Origin of the sequence: Spirillospora sp. NPDC048823, from assembly GCF_043198445.1 — a bacterium.
Lineage (GTDB): Bacteria > Actinomycetota > Actinomycetes > Streptosporangiales > Streptosporangiaceae > Spirillospora.
Window position 1 is genome coordinate 34,139 of record NZ_JBICUT010000016.1, and the last position, 18,784, is coordinate 52,922.

General features: G+C 72.5%; 21 protein-coding genes. 8 read left to right on the forward strand and 13 right to left on the reverse strand.

What is annotated here, in order from left to right:
- Nucleotides 1-36 precede the first annotated feature (36 nt).
- The gene (locus ACGFK0_RS29805; protein ID WP_392910767.1) at nucleotides 37-945 is read left to right on the forward strand and encodes an oxygenase MpaB family protein; all 909 of its coding nucleotides are present in this window, start codon (nucleotides 37-39) and stop codon (nucleotides 943-945) included.
- A gap of 69 nt (nucleotides 946-1,014) precedes the next feature.
- On the opposite strand, the gene ACGFK0_RS29810 is transcribed toward ACGFK0_RS29805, so the two are convergent.
- From ACGFK0_RS29810 to ACGFK0_RS29825, 4 genes are read right to left on the reverse strand one after another with little or no spacing between them, the layout of a single operon-like run.
- The gene (locus tag ACGFK0_RS29810) at nucleotides 1,015-1,944 is read right to left on the reverse strand and encodes a RecB family exonuclease (RefSeq protein WP_392910769.1); all 930 of its coding nucleotides are present in this window, start codon (nucleotides 1,942-1,944) and stop codon (nucleotides 1,015-1,017) included.
- A gap of 28 nt (nucleotides 1,945-1,972) precedes the next feature.
- On the reverse strand, nucleotides 1,973-2,677 hold the full coding sequence (locus ACGFK0_RS29815) for an MBL fold metallo-hydrolase (protein WP_392910771.1): 705 nt from the start codon (nucleotides 2,675-2,677) through the stop codon (nucleotides 1,973-1,975).
- A gap of 10 nt (nucleotides 2,678-2,687) precedes the next feature.
- The gene (locus tag ACGFK0_RS29820) at nucleotides 2,688-3,554 is read right to left on the reverse strand and encodes a PHP domain-containing protein (RefSeq protein WP_392910773.1); all 867 of its coding nucleotides are present in this window, start codon (nucleotides 3,552-3,554) and stop codon (nucleotides 2,688-2,690) included.
- A 21-nt stretch (nucleotides 3,555-3,575) separates the two neighbouring features.
- Nucleotides 3,576-4,223: a DUF6758 family protein gene (locus ACGFK0_RS29825; protein WP_392910775.1), complete on the reverse strand. Its 648-nt coding sequence runs from the start codon at nucleotides 4,221-4,223 to the stop codon at nucleotides 3,576-3,578.
- An 83-nt stretch (nucleotides 4,224-4,306) separates the two neighbouring features.
- Here ACGFK0_RS29825 and ACGFK0_RS29830 point away from each other — a divergent pair, with 83 nt between their 5' ends.
- Entirely contained in the window at nucleotides 4,307-4,696 is a 390-nt protein-coding gene (locus ACGFK0_RS29830; protein WP_392910777.1) for an NUDIX hydrolase, read from the forward strand.
- On the opposite strand, the gene ACGFK0_RS29835 is transcribed toward ACGFK0_RS29830, so the two are convergent.
- Together ACGFK0_RS29835 and ACGFK0_RS29840 are read right to left on the reverse strand one after the other, a co-directional pair.
- A complete protein-coding gene (locus ACGFK0_RS29835; RefSeq protein WP_392910779.1) occupies nucleotides 4,691-6,028 on the reverse strand; it encodes a type II CAAX prenyl endopeptidase Rce1 family protein in 1,338 nt (445 codons plus the stop codon). The two genes, ACGFK0_RS29830 and ACGFK0_RS29835, sit on opposite strands and share 6 nt — an antisense overlap.
- Before the next feature lie 52 nt (nucleotides 6,029-6,080).
- Entirely contained in the window at nucleotides 6,081-7,022 is a 942-nt protein-coding gene (locus ACGFK0_RS29840; protein WP_392910781.1) for an HpcH/HpaI aldolase/citrate lyase family protein, read from the reverse strand.
- A gap of 39 nt (nucleotides 7,023-7,061) precedes the next feature.
- On the opposite strand from ACGFK0_RS29840, the gene ACGFK0_RS29845 reads away from it, so the two are divergent.
- Nucleotides 7,062-7,565: a hypothetical protein gene (locus tag ACGFK0_RS29845; protein WP_392910783.1), complete on the forward strand. Its 504-nt coding sequence runs from the start codon at nucleotides 7,062-7,064 to the stop codon at nucleotides 7,563-7,565.
- Nucleotides 7,566-7,580: 15 nt separating this feature from the next.
- Here the strand turns inward: ACGFK0_RS29845 and ACGFK0_RS29850 are convergent, their stop codons facing one another.
- A complete protein-coding gene (locus ACGFK0_RS29850; RefSeq protein ID WP_392910785.1) occupies nucleotides 7,581-8,480 on the reverse strand; it encodes an RNA polymerase sigma-70 factor in 900 nt (299 codons plus the stop codon).
- A 148-nt stretch (nucleotides 8,481-8,628) separates the two neighbouring features.
- Here ACGFK0_RS29850 and ACGFK0_RS29855 point away from each other — a divergent pair, with 148 nt between their 5' ends.
- Complete coding sequence (locus tag ACGFK0_RS29855) at nucleotides 8,629-9,927, forward strand: magnesium transporter MgtE N-terminal domain-containing protein (protein WP_392910787.1); 1,299 nt, start codon at nucleotides 8,629-8,631, stop codon at nucleotides 9,925-9,927.
- A complete protein-coding gene (locus ACGFK0_RS29860) occupies nucleotides 9,927-10,421 on the forward strand; it encodes a DUF1003 domain-containing protein (RefSeq protein ID WP_392910789.1) in 495 nt (164 codons plus the stop codon). Before ACGFK0_RS29855 ends, ACGFK0_RS29860 begins: the two co-directional genes overlap by 1 nt.
- Nucleotides 10,422-10,427: 6 nt before the next feature.
- Here ACGFK0_RS29860 and ACGFK0_RS29865 read toward each other — a convergent pair whose 3' ends face one another.
- The gene (locus ACGFK0_RS29865; protein WP_392910791.1) at nucleotides 10,428-10,889 is read right to left on the reverse strand and encodes a MarR family winged helix-turn-helix transcriptional regulator; all 462 of its coding nucleotides are present in this window, start codon (nucleotides 10,887-10,889) and stop codon (nucleotides 10,428-10,430) included.
- Nucleotides 10,890-10,999: 110 nt separating this feature from the next.
- Here ACGFK0_RS29865 and ACGFK0_RS29870 point away from each other — a divergent pair, with 110 nt between their 5' ends.
- Nucleotides 11,000-12,136, forward strand: coding sequence for an Mrp/NBP35 family ATP-binding protein (locus ACGFK0_RS29870; protein WP_392910793.1), 1,137 nt, complete (start codon nucleotides 11,000-11,002; stop codon nucleotides 12,134-12,136).
- A gap of 68 nt (nucleotides 12,137-12,204) precedes the next feature.
- On the opposite strand, the gene ACGFK0_RS29875 is transcribed toward ACGFK0_RS29870, so the two are convergent.
- From ACGFK0_RS29875 to sigE, 5 genes are all read right to left on the reverse strand, one after another.
- A complete protein-coding gene (locus tag ACGFK0_RS29875) occupies nucleotides 12,205-12,558 on the reverse strand; it encodes a sec-independent translocase (RefSeq protein ID WP_392910796.1) in 354 nt (117 codons plus the stop codon).
- Between the two features lie 135 nt (nucleotides 12,559-12,693).
- Nucleotides 12,694-14,478, reverse strand: a complete 1,785-nt coding sequence (locus tag ACGFK0_RS29880; RefSeq protein ID WP_392910798.1) for a S1C family serine protease — start codon at nucleotides 14,476-14,478, stop codon at nucleotides 12,694-12,696.
- A 187-nt stretch (nucleotides 14,479-14,665) separates the two neighbouring features.
- Nucleotides 14,666-15,784 carry a sigma-E factor regulatory protein RseB domain-containing protein gene (locus ACGFK0_RS29885; RefSeq protein WP_392910802.1) on the reverse strand — a complete coding sequence of 373 codons (1,119 nt, stop codon included), beginning with the start codon at nucleotides 15,782-15,784 and terminating at the stop codon, nucleotides 14,666-14,668.
- Nucleotides 15,781-16,404: an anti-sigma factor family protein gene (locus ACGFK0_RS29890; protein WP_392910804.1), complete on the reverse strand. Its 624-nt coding sequence runs from the start codon at nucleotides 16,402-16,404 to the stop codon at nucleotides 15,781-15,783. The genes ACGFK0_RS29885 and ACGFK0_RS29890 overlap by 4 nt, the downstream gene beginning before the upstream one ends.
- Before the next feature lie 89 nt (nucleotides 16,405-16,493).
- Nucleotides 16,494-17,222, reverse strand: a complete 729-nt coding sequence (gene sigE / locus ACGFK0_RS29895) for an RNA polymerase sigma factor SigE (protein WP_392910806.1) — start codon at nucleotides 17,220-17,222, stop codon at nucleotides 16,494-16,496.
- Between the two features lie 253 nt (nucleotides 17,223-17,475).
- On the opposite strand from sigE, the gene ACGFK0_RS29900 reads away from it, so the two are divergent.
- A complete protein-coding gene (locus ACGFK0_RS29900) occupies nucleotides 17,476-18,078 on the forward strand; it encodes an O-methyltransferase (RefSeq protein ID WP_392910808.1) in 603 nt (200 codons plus the stop codon).
- A gap of 3 nt (nucleotides 18,079-18,081) precedes the next feature.
- Nucleotides 18,082-18,783 (forward strand): hypothetical protein, encoded by a 702-nt coding sequence (locus tag ACGFK0_RS29905; RefSeq protein WP_392910810.1) that lies wholly within the window; start codon nucleotides 18,082-18,084, stop codon nucleotides 18,781-18,783.
- Nucleotide 18,784: the final 1 nt, after the last annotated feature.

Consider the following 18,784-nt stretch of genomic DNA (forward strand, 5'->3'; position numbering starts at 1 on the left):
TTACATGAGTTTGTCTCATGGAGGTGTGAAAGAAACATGCCCGCGACCATCCAGCCCCCCGAGAGCGTCACTTGGCGCGTCCACCTCGACCGGTCCATGTGGGTCGGCGGGGTGCGCAGCCTGATGCTCCAGGCACTGCACCCGATGGCCATGTGGGGCGTCTGGCAGAACTCCAACTTCCGTGAGGACCCCTTCGGGCGGCTGCAGCGGACCTCGGACTTCGTCGGCCTGGGGACGTTCGGCAGCCCGGAGGAGGTCGAGGAGGCCGCCTACCGGGTCCGGGAGATCCACCGGAGCCTGCGCATCCTCAACCACGACACCGGTAAGAAGGAGCGGCTCGACCAGCCCGAACTGCTGCTGTGGGTGCACTGCGCCGAGGTCTACTCCTACCTGGAGGTGGCGCGCCGGGGCGGGCTCCTGCTGACCGACGCCATGGCCGACCGGTACCTGGACGAGCAGCGCAGATCGGCGACCCTGGTCGGGCTGCACGCGGAGGACGTCCCCGGCAGCGTCGCCGAGATGGAGGCGTTCTTCGCCGAGATGCGGCCGCGGCTGCGGGTCACCGAGGAGGCGGCGGAGACCGTCCGGTTCCTGATGTGGCCGACGATGCCGGAGAACCTGAGGTTCCTCGCGCCCGGCAAGCCCGGCTACTTCCCGTTCGGCGCGCTCTGCTACTACACGCTGCCCGGCTGGGCCCGCGACCTGTACGGGGCGCTGCCCGAGGTGCCGCAGCCGGCGGTGACGGCGGCGCTCAAGTCGTTCCGCCTGGCGATGAACTCGGTACCGGAACGGCTGCACGACTACGCGTTCGCCAAGCCCACCCGCGACATGCTCGAACGCACCCGGCAGAGGCTGGCCGCGGAGGGATACGACGTGAGCAGGGGCCTGTTCGGCCTCCGGGACCCGAGACGCTGGCCCGCCCCCACGTCCCTCACCCCGGCCTAGCGGTCGGCCTGCGGCGTGTTGCCCGTATGAGCTCCTCATAAGGGCGCCCCGCCGCAAGTGAACGAGCGTTCAGGGGGTTTCCACGGGGAGGGCCGCCCACGGGTCCTTGCGCGGGGCGGCCTCCTGGCCCTCCGGGCAGTGGCGGGCGAAGTCGCACCACGAGCACAGATTGCCCGGACGGGGCGGGAACCGCTCGTCGTGCGGAGTGTGGTCGACGACGGCCGGACGGGCGTCGGCCGGGCGAGGCTCGGGGACGCGGGTGCGCTTCCCTGCGGGGCGACGGTTCCCGGCACCCGCGCGGTACGCCTCGTCCGCTTCGGCTGCCTCACCGGCGATCTGCTCGGCGCGGCGGATGTGCCGCGCCAGCGACTCGTCGGTGTGCTCCCATTCCGCGACCTCACCGGACGGCAGGTGGTGCAGCTCGACGCGGTGGCAGGGGCGGCGCAGCACGCGGGACGCGGCGACGGCGTAGATCGCCAGGGCGAGGGAGCCCCGCGCGTCGTCGGAGGTGAGGGGACGGCGTCCCGTCTTGTAGTCGACGACGACGAGCTCGGGGCCGCGGGCGTCCAGGCGGTCGATGCGGCCGGACACGGCGATGCGGTCGGTGCGGGTCGCGACGGTGCGTTCGACACCGACCGGCTCGTCGGACGGGTCGAGGCCCGCCGCGTAGCGTTCGGTCATCTCGCGCGCCCGGTCGCGCCACTCGGCGGACTGGGCGTCGTCGCGGAACCCGTCCGTCAGCCAGCCGCGGGTCAGGAGGCTCCCGGCGGCTTCGGGGGTGCGTTCACGGACGGGCAGCCGCCACCAGCCGGCGAGGGCGTTGTGGACGCTCGCGCCGACGCTGTTGTGCGCCCACGGCGGGCCCTTCGGCGGCATCGGACGATCAAGGTAGGTCATCCGGTACCGGCGCGGGCAGTCGAGCCACGTGTTCAGCCTCGACGGCGTGCACGTGTACAGGCGCCGGGGCATCCCCTCGAAGCCCAGCTGCTCGGCATCCAACGTCGTCAGGCTCCGGGTCGGCGTTCGGTCAGTCGTCGTCCTGCGCCAGCGCGCCCCACGTCTCCCAGCGGGAGTCCTCCTCGCCGACCGTGGTCTCCTCGCCCTGCGCGGGCAGGACCTTCAGGTCCTTCGGCAGCGGGGTCAGCAGCGCGCCGATCGAGTTCAGCTGCGTGCGCAGGTCCTCGTGGACGCCGCCGATGGAGCCGGGACGGCCGCGGTGCAGGGTGTCGCCGGAGAACAGGGCGCCGAGCTGCTCGCTGATCACGCAGACGCTGCCGGGAGTGTGCCCGGGGGTGTGCACGACCTCCAGCTGGGCGTCGCCGATCTCGAAGACGCCGCCGTCCTCCAGCCAGATGTCGGGTTCGAGGGACCGCAGCGCCTTGGCGTCGTCCTCGTCGTCCTCCTCCTTGGCGAGGCGGCCGAAGAAATCGCGCCACAGCAGCCGGTCGGCGCGGTGCAGCGCGATCGGGGCCCAGTTCTCCTCGTCCTCCTCGCCCGCGGCGGCGACCTCGAGGACCACGTTGAGGTGGTGCTCGTTGCCGTCGGTGAGCAGGACGGCCATGACCTCGCGGTCACCGACCTCCTTGAGGATGGCCTCGGCGTCGTACGCCGGGTCGACCACGATGACCTCGTCGTCGTCGCCGATGAGGTAGGTGTTGTTCTCGACGTCGTGGTCGGTGTCGTCGAGGGTGAGCTGCCCCGACGTCACCACCTGTTCGATGCGCGCGTCCACCCTTGGCACCCTACCGTGATTCGGGTCCCCGGTCGGGCAGACGGAGATCATCGCCGGACGCACCGGCGAGGAGTTTCTCGTACGCGTCCGGCGCGGTGGTCTCGGCGCCGAGGCGGTCGCCGGTCGGCGCACCGTGATCGTCGCTGGAACCCGTGGCGGCCAGCCCCAGGGCGGCGGCCAGATCGCGCAGGTGGGCGCGGTCCTCCGGGACGTGGTCGGGGTGGTCCACCTCGATCCCGGCGAGGCCGGCGGCGGCGAGTCTCTCGATCACCGCGTCCGTGAAGACGTATCCGCGCCGCCGCGCCCTCGGATGCGCCAGGACGCACACTCCCCCCGCCGCGCGGACGAGCCCGATCGCCCGCTCCGGGTCGAGCGCGTACCGGTCGACGTAGGCGCGGCCGCCCTGCGCGATCCAGCGCGCGGAGAACGCCTCGTCGGCCGTCTCCACCGCACCCGCCTCGACCATGGCCCGCGCGATGTGCGGACGCCCGACCGCCTCGCCCTTGGCCAGCGCGCGGACCATGCCCCAGGTGACGTCCACGCCGAGTTCGCGGAGCCGGTCCACCATGCCCTGCGCCCGGATCACCCGGTCGTCGCAGATCCGGGCGAGTTCGGCGGCCAGCACCGGCTCCTCCGGGTCGAACAGGTAGCCGAGCATGTGCAGGCTGCGGCCGTCCTCCCGGCACGACAGCTCGACACCGGGGACGAGGGTCAGGCCCGCGGGCAGCGAACCGGCGGCCTCGTCCCAGCCGGCGACGGTGTCGTGGTCGGTGAGCGCCAGGACGTCCAGTCCCTTCGCCCGCGCCAGCCGGACGACCTCCGCGGGCGGCCGGGTGCCGTCGGACACGTGGCTGTGGCTGTGCAGATCGATCCGCATGCCGCCGTTCATATCAGGGCGTCACTCGTCGAGCCGCGGGCTGTACGCGCCGTAGGGGAGGTCCATCTCCATCCCCGGCTCGCGCAGATCGATCAGGTTCTGGCGCTCCAGCATGAGGAGACCGGCGTCGGCGGGCCACAGCACCGTCCACAGCCAGTCGCCCATCGCCTCGCCCACGTACACGGCCCGGTCGGGCTTGCCGCCGACCGCCCACATCGGCACCGAATGGCCGCAGGTGGCCGCGGGGCCGCTCACGTCGAGCTTCACGTGCGGCGGGCTGCCGTCGAACACCTCACCCGGGTCGGCGCCGTCCAGCCCCGCGTAGTGGGCGCCCAGGCCGACGCCCGGCTGCTCGGCGATCAGCACCATGTCGGCGGGGCCGCTGAGCAGCCCCGGCCCGGACACTGCGACGGCCGTCGCCCGCGCCCCGCTGCGGTCGTCCCCGACCGTGGCGAACCCCGTGACGAGCCAGCCCATCGGAAGGGGCCAGGGCGTCCAGACGGGGACTCTCGCGTCGCGCAGCACGGCGGCCAGCCCGTCCGGGCCGGGTCGTTTGGACGGCTGCCTCGGCAGGACGGCGCCGTGCACGCCGCAGGTCCAGTCGCTCGACCAGAGACTCGGCGCTAGAACGGGACCCGCGCAGCGCGGGCATGTGGGCTCCGCCCTCATGATTACCCACCCTGCGCGGCGACGTCCCGACTCGTCAAGGTCGCGCGGGTCGCCACCTGGGAAAGGGGGAACAAAATGGGGTCATGCGAATACGGTGCGTCGGCGGGATCGTGCGGGACGGGCAGGGGCGGCTGCTCATGGTGCGGCGGGGGCGTCCGCCGGGTGAAGGACTGTGGTCCATCCCGGGTGGGCGGGTCGAACCCGGCGAGGACGACCCGGCCGCGGTCGCACGGGAACTGAAGGAGGAGACCGGGCTGGACGTCGTCGTCGGTGCGCCGGCCGGAACGGTGGAACGTCCGGGGCCCGGCGGCGTCACCTACGACATCCACGACTACGTGGCGACGGTCGCGGGCGGGACGCTCCGTGCCGGGGACGACGCGTCCGACGTGCGCTGGGTCTCCCCCGACGGGCTCCGCGGACTCCCCGTCACGCCCGGCCTTCTCGACGCCCTTGCCCTGTGGGGCCTCCTATGAGGCGTGCGCCGGATGGCTGTCCGCCGTCACCGGGACGTCGTCGCCGGGGTCGCCGGGGTCGTCGGAGGTGACGGTCTGGACGCGCATCCGCCGCGCCAGCCAGACGGCGGCCGCCGCGAACAGCACCATCGGGACGATGTCGGCCACGACGACCTGCCACGGAACCCCGCCCTGCTCGATGTCCAGCTGGCCGATCGCGGCCGAACCGAGGAACGCCAGCAGGTTGTTGAACACGTGCAGGGCGATGCTCGCCTCCAGCCCCCCGGTCCGCACCGCCACCCAGGCCGCGACCGCACCGAAGACGAAGATGTCGAGGATGCCCCAGCCGGTGTAGCCGTGCCCGGCCGTGAACAGCGCCGACCCGACCACGATGCCGGGCCACGGCGTCCGGAACACGACGCTGAAAGCCTGCCCGATGCGTCCCCTGGCGTTCTCCAGCGTGCAGGCGCCGACGGCTTGCAGCACCCAGCCGCGGAAGACGTACTCCTCCGCCGCCGCCTGGAACGGCACCAGCAGGATGATGACGACGGCCGGAACGAGGAACTTGTCCCACCCGACCCAGTGCTCGTCCCCGCCTGACTGGTCGTCCAGGCTGAGGGCCGCCAGGAACGACGTCCCGTACGCCACGATGCAGAACAGGATCGCCAGGCCGCAGCAGGCCAGCATCCACTTCCAGCGCAGCCGTCCCGCCACCGACGAGAGCGTGCCGGGTCTGCGGCGCTGAATCCCCCAGGCCGCGAACAGCGCCACCGGCAGGAACACCGCGAGCGCGGCGAGGTTGAACGCCAGGTCGGCCGTGTCGTCACCGAAGATCGTGTTCGGGTCCGTGCCGGTCGTCTCGGACAGCTCACCGGTGACCACCACCCGGATGATCATCCCGATGAGCATGAGCCCGACCGTCAGACTCAGGCCGATGCCCGCGATCGTCAGGGTCCCCACCAGCGGGCGCCACCACCGATGCCTACCGGTGCGCGCCAGCCTGTGGAAGGGGCTCCCGGCCGGCGCCGCGACCGTCCAGGGCGTCTTCACGGGCTGTGCCCCGTACCCCGGATACGCCTGCCCGTAAGGGGCGGCCCCGTACTCCCGGTCCCACCCGGGGGGCTGCGCCGGTGAACCCGGCCAGTACGGCATCCCCGCCGCGTAGGGCTGCTGCGCCTGCTCGGGCGGCGCACCGTAGGGCTGCGTGCCGTAGGGCTGCGTGCCGTAGGGCTGCGGGTCCTGCTGAGGACCCTGCTGAGGGTGCGGCTCCTGAGGATGCGGCTCCGCGGGCCGGCCGCCGGAAAGGTCGGGGTCCAGCGGGGCCCAGCCGTCGGCATCCCCTGGCTCTGACACGTTGGACCCTCCCGAAAGCCTTCGCGTACGTAGGGACGAATCGTACGGGGCCTCAGTTCCCCGGTGGGTCGAACCGCTCGGTGCGTGTCATGCCCGCCGCCCGGCCCTTGGCGGCGACGACGAGCGCCATCTTCCGGGACGCCTCGTCGATCATCTCGTCGCCGAGGGTGGCGGCGCCACGCCCCTCGACGGTGACGAAGTGGTCGTAGGCGTCGAGGATCAGCTCGGCGTGGTCGTAGTCGTCCTGGGACGGGGAGAACACCGCGTTCCCGGCCTCGATCTGCGACGGGTGCAGCACCCACTTGCCGTCGAACCCCAGCGCCGCGGAGCGCCGCGCGACCCGCGTGAACGCCTCCACGTCCCGGACGTTGAAGTACGGCCCGTCGATGGCCTGCAGGTCGTTGGCGCGGGCGGCCATCAGGATCCGCATCAGGATGTAGTGGTAGGCGTCGCCCTCGGTGTAGCCGGGCGGCTGCTCGCCGACGACGAGGGTCTTCATGTTGATCGACGCCATGAGGTCGCCGGGGCCGAGGACGAGCGACTCCAGCCGCGGCGAGGACGCGGCGATCGCGTCGATGCCGACCATTCCGCGCGCGTCCTCGATCTGGGCCTCGATGCCGATGCCGCCGTCGGGCAGGCCCATGGCCCGCTCGATCTGGGTGAGCAGCCGGTCGAGCCACTGGACGTGGCCGGCGTCCCGCACCTTCGGCAGCATGACGGCGTCGAGGTTCGCGCCGGCGCCCTCCACGACCTCGATCACGTCCCGGTAGGCCCAGTGGGTGTCCAGGTCGTTGACGCGCACCACCCGGGTCTTGCCGGCCCACTCCCCCTCGTTGAGCGCGGCGACGACGGTCCTGCGGGCCTCCTCCTTCGCGGACGGCGCGACGGCGTCCTCCAGGTCGAGGAAGATCTCGTCCGCGGGGAGCCCCTGCGCCTTCTCGATGAAGCGGGCGTTGCTGCCGGGGACCGCGAGCGTGGTACGTCGAGAGCGCATGGCCCGGATGCTATCCAGCGGTGTGAGACCCTTCAGGGCATGGGTGAGCTGAACCTGGCGCTGGTGGAGGAGGCGGCCAAGAAGTCGGGGCTGCTGTGGCTGGACCTGCCCGGCCTGCCGCAGCCGAGGGCCGCCTGGCACGTGTGGCACGACGGCTCCGCCTACGTCCTGACCGGCGGGGAGGGCGAGCAGCCGCTGCCGGGCCTGCCGGAGTCCACGCACGTGACGGTGATCCTGCGCAGCAAGGACAAGGGCGGCCGGCTCATCTCGTTCGCCGCCGACGCCGAGCCGGTCGAGCCGGGCTCCGAGCTGTGGGACGCCGTGACACCGCTGCTGGCCAAGGACCGCCTGAACGCCGCGTCCCACGAGGGCCAGGTGGAACGCTGGGCCACCGAGTCGTGGATCATCCGGCTCACCCCGGCCTTCGAGGCCCCCGGGTCCACCGGCGACTACGCCACCGTCCGTCCCGTCCCGACGCCCGCGACGACCGCGGGCCCGCCGCCGCGCATGTACGGCGGCAAACGCCGCCGCGTCGACCAGTAGAAGCGCCGGGGGGCGTCACATCGGCAGCCGGCGGCCCTCGGCGATGGCGTGGAGCTTGTCGGGGTTGGCGACCAGGTGGACGGCCAGGATCCGGCCCTCGTCGTCGATGTCGGCCGTGACGGTGCTGATCGGGCCGTCGGGGCCGTCCACGACCAGGGCGGGCTCGCCGTTGATGTGGACGCGCCGGACCCGCATGTCGGCGGGTTCGACGCCCGCGTACGGCTGGCCGGTGATCGCCGAGAGCCAGCGGCCCACCTTGGTCGCGCCGTGGATGACGCGCCGCGCCGCCCTGACCTTGCCGCCGCCGTCCGTCCACAGCGCGACGTCGGGGGCGAGGACCTCCATGAGCCGGTTGATGTCGCCGCCGAGGACGGCGTCGAAGAACCGCTCGGTGGCCTGCCGCCGCTCCGCGCCGCCCGTCTCGAAACGGGGACGCCGCGCCTCCACGTGCTTGCGGGCGCGGGTGCCGAGCTGCCGCACCGACGTCTCCGCGCGGTCCAGCGCCTTGGCGATCTCGGCGTACGGGTAGCCGAACACCTCCTTGAGGACGAACACGGCGCGTTCCAGAGGGCTCAGCGTTTCCAGGACGACGAGCATCGCCATCGACACCGACTCCGACATCTCCGCGTCCTCGGCGACGTCCGGGGAGGTCAGCATCGGCTCGGGCAGCCACGGCCCGACATAGGTCTCGCGCCGGGCCCGCGCCGACCGCAGCCGGTCCAGCGCGACGTTGGTGGTGATGCGGACGAGGTAGGCCTTGGGTTCGGCGACGTCCGAGCGGTCCGCCGCGGACCAGCGGAGCCACGCGTCCTGGACGGCGTCCTCCGCGTCGGCGGCCGTGCCCAGCATCCGGTACGCCACCGCGAAGAGCAGATTCCGATGCTCCTCGAACGGCCCCTCGAACGCCTCACTCATGGTCGTCAGCCTTTCATATCGTCCGCGCGCGGCTCCTGACCACGGGGACGGGACGGCGGCGCGGGATGTGACACGTCCCGCCCGGCGGCGTCCGGTATCACCTGCCCGGTCCCGGATCAGGCGGGAGATCATGGGTAGTGTCCTGGCCATGAGCGGAGCTCCGACACGGGTGTTCATCGCCCGGCTCGCCGGGGTCGCGGTGTTCGACCCCGCCGGTGACCAGGTCGGCAGGGTCCGCGATGTCGTCGTGGGCCTGCGGCTGGCGCCGCGGCCGCCGCGGGCGCTGGGGCTGGTGGTGGAGGTCGCGTCCCGCCACACCGTGTTCCTGCCGATCACGCGGGTGACGGTGATCGAGGCGGACGCGGTCGTCTTCGACGGGCGGCTGAACATGCGGCGGTTCCGCAAACGCGAATCCGAGACGCTGGTCATCGCCGAGATGCTGGACCGGACGGTCCGGCTCTCGGGCAGCGGGGACTCCGTCTCGGTCGTCGACGTGGCGATGGAGCCGACCCGGACCCGCGACTGGCTGATCGGCAAGGTCGCGGTGCGCCGCAAGGAAGGACGGGGGCTGCGCAAGCGCGGCGAGAGCTTCGTCGTGGACTGGGACGCCGTCGAGGGGTTCTCCGCCGTCGAGCAAGGGCAGGGCGCGGCCGGGCTGATCGCCGCGTTCGGGCAGCTGAAACCCGCCGACCTGGCCGGCATCGTGCACGAGCTGACGGCGAAGCGGCGCGCGGAGGTCGCCGCCGCGCTCGACGACGAGCGGCTCGCGGACGTCCTGGAAGAACTGCCGGAGGACGACCAGATCGAGATCCTCAGCAAGCTCGGCGTGGACCGGGCCGCGGACGTCCTGGAGGCCATGGGCCCCGACGACGCCGCCGACCTGCTCGGGGACCTGCCCACCGAGCAGCGCGAGCAGCTGCTGACGCTGATGGAGCCGCACGAGGCGGCGCCGCTGCGCAGGCTGCTGACCTACGAGGACTACTCGGCCGGCGGCCTGATGACCACCGACCCGGTGATCGTCGCGCCGGACGCGACGGTCGCCGAGGCGCTCGCGCTGATCCGGCGGCCCGACCTGAACCCCGCCCTGGCCGCGCAGGTGTACGTGTGCCGGCCGCCGACCGCGACGCCGACGGGCCGCTACCTCGGGACGGTCCATTTCCAGAAACTGCTGCGGGAGCCGCCGCCGACGCTCGTCGCCGGGATCCTGGACACCGAGCTGGACCCGCTGCGGCCCACCATGTCACTGGAGGCCGTCGCGATGTTCCTGGCCACCTACAACCTCGTCGCGGGCGCCGTCGTGGACGACAACGGCCACCTGCTGGGGTCGGTGACCATCGACGACGTCCTCGACCATCTGCTGCCCGTGGACTGGCGGGAGGCCCTGATGGACGCCGCCGCGGACGAGACCGCGGATCCCGAGGAAGAGGCTCTCCGGGGGAACACGTGATGACGACACGCCAGATGACCGCACGCCTGGACCAGCCGAGGGAGATCCGCCGGACGCTGGTGCCGCGGCCCCACTACGATCCTGAGTCGTTCGGGCGGCTGTCCGAGCGGATCGCGAGGTTCCTGGGGACGGCCCGCTTCCTCGTCTACCTGACCGTGTTCATCACCGTGTGGGTGGCGTGGAACCTTCTCGCGCCGTCGTTCCTGCGGTTCGACCCCTACCCGTTCATCTTCCTGACGCTGATCCTGTCGGTCCAGGCGTCCTACGCCGCGCCGCTGATCCTCCTCGCCCAGAACCGGCAGGACGACCGGGACCGCGTCCAGTACGAGCAGGACCGGGCGAGGAACGAACGCACCATCGCCGACACCGAGTACCTGACGCGGGAGATCGCCGGGCTGCGGGTGGCGGTGAGCGAGGTCGTCACCCGCGACTTCCTGCGCTCGGAGCTTCAGCAGATGATGCGGGAGCTGGACGCCAAGGACTCCGCGGCCTAGCCCCCGTCAGGCGCGGGCGGGGACCTGCTCGCCGGTGAGCTTGTCCAGGATGTGCTGGAAGGTGCGCAGGTCCGACGCGTCCAGCCTGCTGATCATGTGGTCCCGGACGCCCTGCCGGTAGGTGGGCGCTGCCTCCTCCAGCCGGGCCCGCCCGGCGGACGTCAGGACGGCGTACAGGCCGCGGGCGTCGCTCGCACAGGACTGCCGGGCGACCAGCCCCTCGCGCTCCAGCCGGTCGACGAGCCGGGTCAGCCCGCTGCGCGACAGCAGGACGCGGTCGGCGAGATCGTTCATCCGGAGCCGGCCGCCCGGGGCCTCGCCGAGATGCATGAGGACGTCGTAGGAGCCCAGCGCGAGGTCGTGGTGCGCCAGCAGGTCGGCCTGGAGCCGGCGGGAGATCTGCGCCTGGGCGCGGAGCATGCCGCGCCAGACGGTCAGCTCAGCGGCCGAGATCGTGCTGCTTGTCACGCACCGATGTTACGGCTGCGCCGCCTCCCGCGCGATGCCGACGCACACGGCGGTGTGAAGACGGCCACCCTGATTAGCAGGTTCTTGCATGGGGTTCATACCATGGGCGTATGGCCTCCCAGTTGACGACCGAGCAGGTGACCGCGGCGCTCGCCACCGTGAACGATCCTGAGATCCGCAAGCCCATCACCGAGCTCGACATGGTCAAGAGCATCGACATCGACGGCGGCACCGTCCGCGTCGGCGTCTTCCTGACCGTGGCCGGATGTCCCATGAAGGACACGATCACCAAGAACGTCACGGAGGCCGTCTCCAAACTCGACGGCGTGACCTCGGTGCGCGTCGACCTCGACGTGATGAGCGAGGAGCAGCGCAAGGACCTGCAGACCAAGCTGCGCGGCGGCGAGCCGGCCAAGGAGATCCCGTTCGCCAGGCCCGGCTCGCTGACCAAGGTGTACGCGGTCGCGAGCGGCAAGGGCGGCGTCGGCAAGTCGTCGGTGACCGTCAACCTCGCCGCCGCGCTCGCCGCGCAGGGCCGCAAGGTCGGGGTCGTCGACGCCGACATCTACGGCCACTCGGTGCCGCGCATGCTCGGCGTGGACGCCTCGCCCACCAAGGTCCAGGACATGATCATGCCGCCGACGGCGCATGACGTGAAGGTCATCTCGGTCGGCATGTTCACCGCCGGGAACCAGCCGGTCGTGTGGCGCGGCCCGATGCTGCACCGGGCGCTGCAGCAGTTCCTCTCGGACGTCTACTGGGGCGACCTCGACATCCTCCTGATGGACCTGCCGCCCGGCACCGGCGACATCGCGATCTCCGTCGCGCAACTGCTGCCGTCCGCGGAGATCCTCGTCGTCACCACCCCGCAGCAGGCGGCCGCCGAGGTCGCCGAACGGGCGGGCGCGATCTCCGCGCAGACGCACCAGCAGGTCGTCGGCGTGATCGAGAACATGTCGTACCTGACGTGCGCGCACTGCGGCGAGCGGCAGTACATCTTCGGTGAGGGCGGCGGCCAGACGGTCGCGGACGCGCTGACGAAGACGCTCGGGACCCGCGTCCCCCTGCTCGGCCAGGTGCAGATCGACCCGCGGCTCCGCGAGGGCGGCGACGAAGGCAAGCCGCTGGTGCTGTCCGACCCGGACTCCGGCGCCGCCAAGGAACTCCGCACCATCGCCGACGACCTCGCCGGCCGCAACCGCGGCCTCGCCGGAATGTCCCTGGGCATCTCCCCCAAGGGCCGCTGACCCGCCCGCTGAAACGCGAAAAGGCCCCGCCTGCCGGGCGGGGCCTTTGCTGTCTGACGGCCGTTCCTTCAGGTCGCTTCGGGGTCGAAGGGGGGGCGTTCGTCGTAGGCGAGGTGGCCGTTTCCGGATGCCGTCGCGTATGACGGTTCGTCGTCGAAGACGTTGCCCCTGTTCAGGGAGGGGTCCTCGTCCTCGAAGAGGTGCTTGCGGACGAAGGTCTTCGGGTTGAGGTCGTTGATGTCGAAGTCTTTGAACTCCGGTCCGAGGCCCTCCTGGAGGTCCGCCCTGGCGGAGTTGGCCATCTGGCGGAACTGCCGCAGCATCCGGCCCGCCTGCCCGGCGACCTGGGGCAGCTTGTCTCCGAAAATGACCAGGGCGAGGACGACGAGCACCGCCATCTCACCGAGTCCGACGTCGAACAACCTGTCCTCCACATGCGGCAGGGACCGGCCCTGCGGCGGACCGGTCCCCCCAGCGTATCCCGAGCCCGGATGAACCGGACCTGAACCCTCTGTGCATCCTCCGGGGACGGCTCATCGGGCCCGGCGGGACATTGATCAGTCGGAGCCGAGCGTCACCTCGACGGTGCTCTCCCGGCCGTCGCGCTGGTAGGTGATCGTGATCCGGTCGCCGGGTGCGCGGCTGCGGATCTGCGCGATCAGGTCGGTCGCGTCCTCGATCGGCTTGTCGTCGACACGGGTGATCACGTCGCCTGCCTTCAGGCCGGCCTTGTCCGCCGGGCCGCCCTTGGTCACCGGGTCCTGCCCGTTGACGGGCTCCGGAATGATCCGCGCGCCGCCGTCCTGGTAGCGGGGGTCGGGCAGCACGCCCAGCTTGGCCTGCCGGACGGTGCCGGTCCGGATGATCTCCTCGGCGACCCGGTTGGCCTGGTTGACCGGGATCGCGAAGCCGAGGCCGATGCTGCCGCCCGGTTCGCTGCCGAGGCCCTGGCCGCCGAGCGTCGCGATCGCGGTGTTGATGCCGATGACGCGGCCCTTGGCGTCCACCAGCGGACCGCCCGAGTTGCCCGGGTTGATCGCCGCGTCGGTCTGGATGGCGTTGAGGAACGACGCGTCGCCGCCCTCACCTCGCGTGGGCACGGCGCGGTTCAGCGAGCTGACGATGCCGGTGGTGACCGAGCCCTGCAGGCCGAGCGGCGAGCCGATCGCGATCACCGGGTCACCGACGGCGATCTTGCTGGAGTCGCCGAGTGTGAGCGCGGGCAGCGAATGCTGCCCCTCGGGCTTCAGGACGGCGACGTCCGAGCTCGGGTCGGCGCCCTTGACGGTGGCGGGCAGCGTCTTCTTGTCGTTGAAGACGATCTGGATGGCGCCGCCGTCGCCGCCGGCGACGACGTGGTTGTTGGTGATGACGTAGCCGCCGTTGACGATGAAGCCGGTGCCGCCGACCTCGCCCTGCGAGGACTGCACGCGGATCATCACGACGCTCGGCAGCACGCGCTGCGCCACGCCCGCGACCGAGTCCGGCGGACGGGCCTGTGCCTCGGTGCCGCTGCTGTCGCTGCCGCCGAGGCTGACCGAGCCGCCGCCGCCGTCGTTGGTCGCGACGACGCCGACCCCGGCGCCGACCGCGCCGGCCACCAGCGCGACGATCACCGTGATGACGGCGAGGAGCCCGAGGCCCGGACCGCCGCGCCCCGATGACGGCGGCGCGGGAACCGGCGCCCAGTTCGGGCCGCCCCCGGGCGGCATGCCGAACCCGGCCATCGGGCGGGGGCCACCGGGCGGCGGGCCCATCGGCGCGGGCGGCGGACCGCCCATCGGCGGCGGACCGCCCACGGGCGGCGGCCCCTGGTGGGGGTGCTGCGCCCAGCCGCCATATGGCTGGCCGTGCGCGGCACGCGGGTCATGGTTGTGCGGGACGAATCCGGGACGCCTGCGGTCCTCGGGGCCCTCCGCGAGGGGCTTGTCGAGCGGTACCGGCGGCGGCGGCTGCGGCATGTCGTTCGGCGACGCGTCCTGCAGCGGCACCTCCTGCGGCCCCATGTCGGCCTGCGGGGACCGGGACAGTACGTCCTCGCTGGTGTCCGGCGGCCCCCCGAACGACGAGTCCGGCGGCGCGAATCCTCCCGCCACGAGCCTGTCGCCGCCCTGAGCCGCATCCGGCTCGGGCTCCGGCTCCGGGTCGTCGGCCTCGGACCGAGCCTCCCCCTCGGACCACGGGTCCGGCTCGGGGTCGTCCACCGGCAGCTCCAGCGGAATCTCCTGGTCGGTCACCGTCTCGGGAGGAGCCGCCGCCTCCTGCCGTTCAGGCTCCCGGCCGGAGGCGACGTCGTCGTCCTCCGACGGTGCCCTGACCGGCCCGCGGTTGTCTTCCGTCATCCCCATCTCTCCTACCGAGCATGGTTCTCGTCATCCGTGCTCATCGTGCCCGGAAAGGCATGTGGCGAGCATAAGACCTTTTGTCGATACGCTCATCCTGGACGATCATCATCGGGATCGAGCATTCTTCGTCCTCAATGGCCTGCATTCGGACCCGGGTCCGGCGGCAGGGCCGGATGGAAGGTGTTCATTCGAACGGGTTCGCGGCCGAGGCCAGGCGCCGGGCGCCGCGCGACACGCGCGACCAGAAGGGGTCGGCGTCCCGGGGCAGGTGCGCCGCCACCGACTCGGCCGTGCTCTGCGGGGCGTCGGTCAGCACCGTGAAGACGTAACCGTCGCCCTCGGACACGGCCCAGCGCCGCAGCGACTCGCGCCGGAACACCGTCCGGCCGTGCTTGACGGTCTTCTGCCAGCCGTCCAGGGCGTGTTCGTCCAGCTTGCCGCGCTGCACGAACACCGAGACGGCGGCGAGGCCGTCGGAGTAGCTGAGGTGGACGGCGCCGCCGCCCGGCTCGCGGCGGGCGTCGTGGAGGGAGAGCCGCCCCGGCAGGTCCTGCGGGACGGGCCAGCCGCGATCGCGCAGCCCTTCGAGTTCGGCACGGTCCAGTTCGTCGTCCCAGCGGGCCGTTGCACCCCGGCCGCCGACGCCGTCAACGGGCTCGCCGGAGGTCGTGCCGGGGAACCGGGCGAGCCCGCCCCGGGCGCCGCCGGCCGCCACCGCCTCCGCGGGAGGCGCGGTGAAGCTGATCTCGCTGAAGCCGGTGGCGACCACCCGGTGGCCGGTGGCGTCGATCAGCTCGCGGTGCAGCATCAGCCCGGTCTCGGAGTCGATCCAGAAGCGTCCGGCGGCGCTCCCGTCGGCCCTGCGAGCCTCCACGACGCGGGTGTGCCTGCCGCAGACCGATGAGTCCGCGGCGCGGACCACCGAATAGTTGCTGGTCAGCAGGGACAGCGTCGCGGAGGTGAAGCCGGTCGTGTCCCCGGCGGCGGACTCGGGCCGGTAGCCCTTCCCGGCCGTCCCGGACCGGTAGCGGATGCCGTCGCCGGGCGTATGGGCGACCGTCACGCGGGAGGTGGTGGAGCGGTCGCGGCCCGCCGTCGTGAGGAACCGCCTGCCCTGGTACGGGACGCGCCCGGCGGCGTCGGCGGCTGCGCGCAGCAGCGCCACCGCGCCCGGGTCGCTGCGGACGCGCCGGACCGAAGCCGGGTCGCCGGCGAGCGCGGCGGCCAGGGCCAGGGCGCCCGCGAGCCCGCAGGCCAGGACGGAGCGGCGCCGTCCCCGGCCGATCACCGTCCTCGCGGTCACGGCCCAGGGGAGACCGTGACCCGGTTGAGCGGGTCGGTGAGCGGGTCGGTCATCGGCGCGTCGCCGGCGGTCAGCGCGTGCTCGACGGCGAAGCGGTCGAAGGCGGGCGTGACGTCCGGCGCCTCCTGGCGTCCGCCCGCGGCGTAGGACGCGGTCCCGAGGCCGATGAACAGGGTGGCGGCGCCCACGACCAGGTAGCGGCGCCGCGGCTGGATCTGCAGGACGCCGGCGTGCCCGGCGGGACGGTTGTCGCGCGAGCGCACGGCCGGGGGCGTCCTCGCGGCGCGGGTCGATGATCGCAGCGGTGGGCGGGAATGCCGGGCCGGGGTTCCGGCGGGGGTGCCGGGATGCGGCCCGGGCGGGATGCCGCCGGCGGGCGGGCCGGCGGACGCGGGCAGGGAGCGCAGCCGGGTCAGGAAGTCGTCGGACGGGAGGTCGTCCGCGGCGTCCACGGCCGGGATGTCCGACAGGCCGCGCAGCCGGCCCTTGATCAGGCGCAGCGAGGCGACCTCGTCCCTGCACTGGGCGCAGCCCGCGAGATGGGCCAGAGCGCGGTCGCGCTCTTCGTGCCCCAGCTCACCGTCGACCAGAGCGGTCAGACGCTCCCCCAGACAACTCACGCCGCCTCCGTCGCTTCCGTTCGATCCGGCGCGCGGTCCCGCACCGCGCGCGGTAGGCACAGCATTACTCTGCAGGTGACCCGGGTCGGCTACACGCCCTCCGGCTGCGGTTGGACACCGCCCGCCACGTGCAGCCCCCCGGCTTCGTCCTCCACGGCGTCCATGGCGTGGAGGGCCTGGTACTCGTTCCTGGTCCCCGGCCGGCGGCGGGTCGGCGCGCGGTGCTCCAGCGCGGAGCGCAACTGCGCCCGCCCCCGGTGGATGCGGCTGCGCACGGTCCCCAGCTTGACGCCGAGTGTCGCGGAGATCTCCTCGTAGGACAGTCCCTCGATGTCGCACAGCACGACGGCCGCGCGGTATTCGGGCGCGAGCGCGTCGAGCGCGTCCTGCACGTCCGCGTCGAAGTTGGTGTCGTCGAACGCCTGCGCCGGGGTCGGCTCGCGGCCCTGGAGTCGTTCGGCGGCGTCGTCGGCGAGCCCCTCGAAGCGGATGCGCTGGCGGCGCCGCGCCATGTCGAGGAACAGGTTGGTGGTGATCCGGTGCAGCCAGCCCTCGAACGTGCCGGGCGTGTAGTTCGACAGCGAACGGAACACGCGCACGAAGACCTCCTGCGTGAGGTCCTCCGCGTCGTGCTGGTTGCCGGTCAGCCTGTACGCGAGCCGGTAGACGCGCGCGGAATGCTCGCGGACGACCTCGTCCCAGGACGGCGGAGCCCATTCGGCCTCGGGGGCGTTCTCGCGAGTGCGCGTGCCACTGCCCACTCCCTGCCTGGGGCCCACCCCTACAGCGCTTCTGAAACTCAGTGCTGCCACTCCCATGGTGCCGGGCTGTTCCTCTCTCGTGAGCCAAGGTCTCGCCTTGGAACGGCACGGTCTCGCCTGGGCTGGGGCGCTTCTGGACCGACTTCGGTTCTCGCGGTTTTCACCCGCTCGTGAGCGGATTCCTTCCGTGGTTACAACGCGCTGAAACTCCAGTTGGTTCCCTGTCAGCGATATGGTCTTTCCAGCATGAGCCAGGCGGGGGTCCCGCGAGGAGGCAGCCATCGACGCCGTTCAGGCCACCCGGGCCTATGTGGAGGACTACCTCCCGGAAGACGAGCCGCTCCTGGACGCCAGGCGCCGCGGCGCGGAGGTCGGCGCGGCTCCGATCGGCGCGGCCGGCGGGGCGGCGCTGCGTTTCCTCGCGACGCTGATCGGCGCGCGGAACGTCGTGGAGGTCGGCTCCGGCTGCGGTGTGTCCGGAATCTGGCTGATGCGCGGCATGCCGAAGGACGCGGTGCTGACGAGCGTGGACATCGACCCCGAGCACCAGCGCATGGCGAAGCAGGCGTACGTGGAGGCGGGCCTCGGTTCCTTCCGGACCCGGATGATCAGCGGGCCGGCGCTGGAGGTGCTGCCGCGGCTCACCGACGGCGGATACGACCTGGTGTTCTGCGACGCGCAGAAACGCGAGTACCCCGAGTACCTGACGGACGCGCTGCGGCTGCTGCGGCCCGGCGGCGTCGTCGCGTTCGACAACGCGCTGTGGCACGACCGGGTCGCCGACCCGGGCCACCGCGACCCCGACACCGAGGCGATCCGCGAGGTGCTCCGGATGGTCCGCGACGACGAGCGGCTCGTCCCCCTGCTGGTCCCGGTGGGCGACGGCCTGCTGTGCGCGGTCAAGTGCGACTGACCGATGCCTGAGACGGAACGTACCAAGAGCGTCCCTGAGGGCGCCGAAAACGACACCGCCGCAGACGCCCAAGGCGACACCGCCGCAGGCGCCGGGGCCGCCGGCGCGGTGCAGGCGGCCGAGGTGTTCGCGGTGCGCGTCCGGGCGACGTGGCGCGGGATCTGGCAGCTGCTCGCGTCCCTGATCCTCTTCCTGGCGTCGGCGGGGTTCGTCGCGGGCGGTGTGACGGGCGGCGCCAGCGTGGGCGGCGTCCTGTTCACGGTCCTCGGCTTCGCCGGGCTCGCGCTGTTCGGGACGGGGCTGACCATGTCGGCCGGGGGGATGCTGGCACGCCGTCCCGTCCTGGAACTGGACGGGGACGGGGTGCGGCGGCCGCCGCGCTGGCCGCTGCCGCGCCGGGCGGGGCGGACGCTGCCCTGGGCGGACGTGGCGGCGATCACGGCGTTGCGGCGCGGCGTCGACGGCACCCGCAGGGGCGAGCAGGACTACGTCGTCTTCCTGCCGACGGCGGAGCTGGCCGAACTGGCCCGCACCTCGGGGCGGGCGCGGCTCGTGGCGCTGACGATGCGGGACGTGCCGTCCACGGCGGAGGCCGTCCGGTGGTGCTTCGCGGTGGAGCAGGGCTGGGACGCGACGCTCCCGCAGGTCGTCAAGGAGGCCAGGCGCCGCCGCCGCGTCCCGGTGATCGACCGCCGGACCAAATGAC